Below are 3,455 nucleotides of genomic sequence, written 5' to 3'. Positions count from 1 at the left end.
TTGAGGTAGTTCATCTTCTCAGACTGGTAGGTTGCCTTCCATGATTGATAAATACCTAGTGGGAAGATGATGACACGAACAATCACTGTTACGAGGATAATCCCTAGACCAAAGCCGAGGCCAAGATCTGTCGCAAAGAAATTGATGGCTTCCCCCATCGGTTTTCCAAGGAGATTCCAGACGAAACCGGTTGGTTGTTTGGTTGTCTTGTCGATGCTGACACATCCTGTTAAGAGGAGGAGGGCTGACAAGCTGAGAGCAGCAAGTAGATAACGTTTATATTTTTTCACGAGTTATAATCCTTTAATTTTAAATAATACCTTTCTATTCTACTGTTTTTTTATCAAATTAACAATAGTTCTCTAGACTTAATTTGAAATTTTAAAATCTTTGTAGGGTTCGAAGTTTGCCAGATGGACGTCTAGATAAGAAACCTTTGAAAAAGGAGTAGGACCTTTTCGTATTTCTTGGATAAATTTAGCCATGCGGGCATTGTCTTCGCAGGCGGCAAGGATAGTGACCGTTCCGTCATCATTGTTCCAGACCCGACCTGTAATACCTCCAATTTCTAATGCTAAGCTATAAACTCCCCAACGGAAGCCAACACCTTGAACCCGACCTTGGGCCGTCATTTCAACTTTTTGCATGCTTGTTCTCCTTGTGCTTGAATTCCTACTCAGGACGGAGAAGCTCCTCCTGTGAATGTGGTATAATAGTCTTATGAATATTATAACCTCTAAGTCCAATAATGGGATCAAAAAAGTTAAAAAACTTCATCAAAAAAAATACCGAATCGCCTCCTACCTGATCGAAGGCTGGCATCTTTATGAAGAAGCTATCAATCATCAGGCTCCGATTGAACAAGTCTTTGTTCTGGAAGAGTTTGTAGATAAGGTCAAGAAAGATACGAAGGTGACCATCGTAACTCCTGAGGTTTTAGCAGAAATTGCTGATTCCAAAAGCCCTCAAGGAATTGTGGCAGAAATTAAGATACAGCCAATCCAGCATCTTCAGCTGGCTCAAGGACGGTATTTATTGTTAGAGGATGTTCAAGATCCAGGAAATGTCGGAACCATGATTCGGACTGCTGACGCAGCAGGCTTTGACGGGGTGCTTCTAACTGATCAATCAGCAGATTTGTATAATATGAAAACCTTGCGCTCTATGCAAGGGAGTCATTTTCATCTTCCTGTTATCCGTCTGCCTAAAGAGCAACTCTTAACAGCCATTGAAGAAAGTCAGCTACCCATCTATGCGACCACCTTGTCTCAGGATTCTATTGACTATAAGCAAGTGGAGAAGGTCCCTGCTTTTGTACTGGTCATGGGGAATGAAGGACAAGGTATTAGTGACCAGATGGCTGAGAAGGCAGATCTGCTGGTTCATATCACCATGCCAGGTCAGGCAGAGAGTCTGAATGTCGCTGTTGCTGCAGGGATTTTGATCTTTTCTATGATTGAAGAATAGTGCGTTAGTCAGATAGAGGAGGTGAGACGCATGTATCGACAAGATAAAGAATATATGGCTGAAGTCGGACATTTGATCCAGCATCCCAAACTTCAAAAATTAAAGGAAATTCCCCACCATATTCATTCCAACCGTTTAGAGCATTCCATTCACGTTAGCTACACCAGCTACCGCATTTCTAAGAAGATGGGCTGGGATACCAAAAGTACAGCAAGGGGAGCTCTCTTACACGATCTTTTTTACTACGACTGGCGGCAGGTCAAATTTAATAAGAGCCATGCCTGGGTACATCCTCGGATAGCTGTCCGAAATGCCAAAAAGATAACAAGCCTCAATAAAAAAGAAGAGGACATCATCCTCAAACATATGTGGGGCTTGACGCTTGCTCCACCTCGCTACAAAGAATCTTTCCTCGTGACCATGGTCGATAAATACTGGGCGATAAAAGAAGCCTCAGAACCAATGAGAAAAAAGTGGTCAAAGAGGAGACTTTTCCATCGAAAAATGTTAAAATCATAATAATTTAAGTTTGAAAGGAATGATTGATGATGAATCAACAAACCGTTATCCACGAACAAAGTGGTCTTAATAGCTTTTATAGCAAAATTTATTCTCTAGTTGGAGTTGGAGTAGGAATCTCAGCTGTTGTATCAGCTTTGATGATGACCCTTTTCCAAGAAACCTTCATATATATTCTAACTCAGGCTTCATGGGTCTACTATATTGCCATTGCTGTTGAATTGATTTTGGTCCTGGTCGCTTCGAGACAATCTGTGAAAAACAATCCCATGGCCTTGCCTCTCTTTTTAACTTATTCAGCTCTGAATGGCTTTACCTTGAGTTTTATCATTGCACGCTATGCTCAAGCGACAGTTTATAAAGCCTTCGTCGTTAGTGCCTTGATGTTCTTCATCATGTCTGCCATTGGTCGTGTGACCAAAAAAGACTTGTCTGGAATGGGACGAGCATTTATGGGGGCCTTGATTGGTATTATCATTGCTTCGATTGCGAACATCTTCTTACAAAGCTCTGGTATGGATTATGTCCTTAGCATTCTTTGTGTTATCATCTTTGCAGGTTTGACTGCTTGGGATAACCAAAAGATTCGTTATGTCTATGAACAATCCAATGGTCAGCCAACCAATGGTTGGGTTGTTGCTTTGGCTTTGGAACTCTATCTTGATTTCATCAACTTGTTCATCAATATCTTGCGTATTTTTGGACGCAACGATTAATCGAAAGAGCCGGGAAACCGGCTTTTTTTGTTGGAAAACTTGTGATATACTAAAGAAAATTGATAGAAAAGAGAATCTTCACATGAAACGTCCATTTATTAGTAGAGAAAGATTAAAACAAATTACGGAAACCTATCCAACTCCCTTTCACCTATATGATGAAGCTGGGATCCGGCAGACAGCTCGTGCCCTCCATCAAGCCTTTTCTTGGAATCCAGGCTTTAAGGAGTATTTCGCTATCAAAGCGACCCCTAATCCAGCCATCCTAAAAATCCTCAAAGAAGAAGGCTGTGGCGTGGACTGTGCTAGCTATGTGGAGCTGCTGATGGCACAAAAATTAGGGTTTACAGGCCAAGAAATCATGTTTTCTTCCAACAATACACCGGTTGAAGAGATGGTCTTTGCCCGTCAGCTAGGAGCGACTATCAACTTGGATGCCTACGAAGATGTAGCCTTCCTACAATCTGTTGCGACACTACCGGAGGTCATCTCTTGCCGCTATAATCCAGGAGGGGTGTTTGAACTGGGAACGGATATCATGGACCATCCTGAAGAGGCTAAGTTCGGCATGACCAAGGAGCAATTGATCCAAGCATTTACGGAGTTGAAAGATTTAGGAGTCAAACGATTTGGGATTCATGCCCTCTTAGCTTCGAATACCGTCTCCAATGATTACTATCCAGAATTGGCTAAGCAATTATTCCAGTTGGCAGTAGAAGTGGTTGAAAAGACAGGGGTTACCTTGGACTTTGT

5 protein-coding genes and 1 pseudogene are annotated in these 3,455 nt (G+C 41.9%); 4 read left to right on the top strand and 2 right to left on the bottom strand.

Annotated elements, in window-relative coordinates:
- A pseudogene (locus tag ACLOR3_RS00420) lies at positions 1 to 290 on the bottom strand (membrane protein insertase YidC); the annotation flags it as partial.
- A 78-nt stretch (positions 291 to 368) separates the two neighbouring features.
- Entirely contained in the window at positions 369 to 647 is a 279-nt protein-coding gene (locus ACLOR3_RS00415) for an acylphosphatase (protein WP_048715417.1), read from the bottom strand.
- 73 nt (positions 648 to 720) lie between these two features.
- Between ACLOR3_RS00415 and ACLOR3_RS00410 the strand changes: the two genes are divergently transcribed.
- The 4 genes from ACLOR3_RS00410 to ACLOR3_RS00395 form a co-directional block, all read left to right on the top strand.
- Positions 721 to 1,467: a TrmH family RNA methyltransferase gene (locus tag ACLOR3_RS00410; RefSeq protein WP_411399973.1), complete on the top strand. Its 747-nt coding sequence runs from the start codon at positions 721 to 723 to the stop codon at positions 1,465 to 1,467.
- A 30-nt stretch (positions 1,468 to 1,497) separates the two neighbouring features.
- Positions 1,498 to 1,986, top strand: a complete 489-nt coding sequence (locus ACLOR3_RS00405; RefSeq protein ID WP_048715413.1) for an HDIG domain-containing metalloprotein — start codon at positions 1,498 to 1,500, stop codon at positions 1,984 to 1,986.
- 29 nt (positions 1,987 to 2,015) lie between these two features.
- Positions 2,016 to 2,702 carry a Bax inhibitor-1/YccA family protein gene (locus tag ACLOR3_RS00400; protein WP_411400217.1) on the top strand — a complete coding sequence of 229 codons (687 nt, stop codon included), beginning with the start codon at positions 2,016 to 2,018 and terminating at the stop codon, positions 2,700 to 2,702.
- An 82-nt stretch (positions 2,703 to 2,784) separates the two neighbouring features.
- A partial coding sequence (locus ACLOR3_RS00395) for a type III PLP-dependent enzyme domain-containing protein (protein ID WP_497867090.1) occupies positions 2,785 to 3,455 on the top strand: 671 nt, incomplete at its 3' end.

The sequence above is a fragment of the Streptococcus intestinihominis genome (assembly GCF_046824975.1).
Classification (GTDB): Bacteria; Bacillota; Bacilli; order Lactobacillales; family Streptococcaceae; genus Streptococcus.
The sequence above is the reverse complement of the archived record's forward strand: the minus strand, read 5'-3'. Positions and strand labels throughout refer to the sequence as shown.

Coding starts and splice junctions, on each gene's coding strand:
- ACLOR3_RS00415 (WP_048715417.1), bottom strand. CDS start 647: ATGCAAAAAGTTGAAATGACGGCCCAAGGTCGGGTTCAAGGTGTTGGC.
- ACLOR3_RS00410 (WP_411399973.1), top strand. CDS start 721: ATGAATATTATAACCTCTAAGTCCAATAATGGGATCAAAAAAGTTAAA.
- ACLOR3_RS00405 (WP_048715413.1), top strand. CDS start 1,498: ATGTATCGACAAGATAAAGAATATATGGCTGAAGTCGGACATTTGATC.
- ACLOR3_RS00400 (WP_411400217.1), top strand. CDS start 2,016: ATGAATCAACAAACCGTTATCCACGAACAAAGTGGTCTTAATAGCTTT.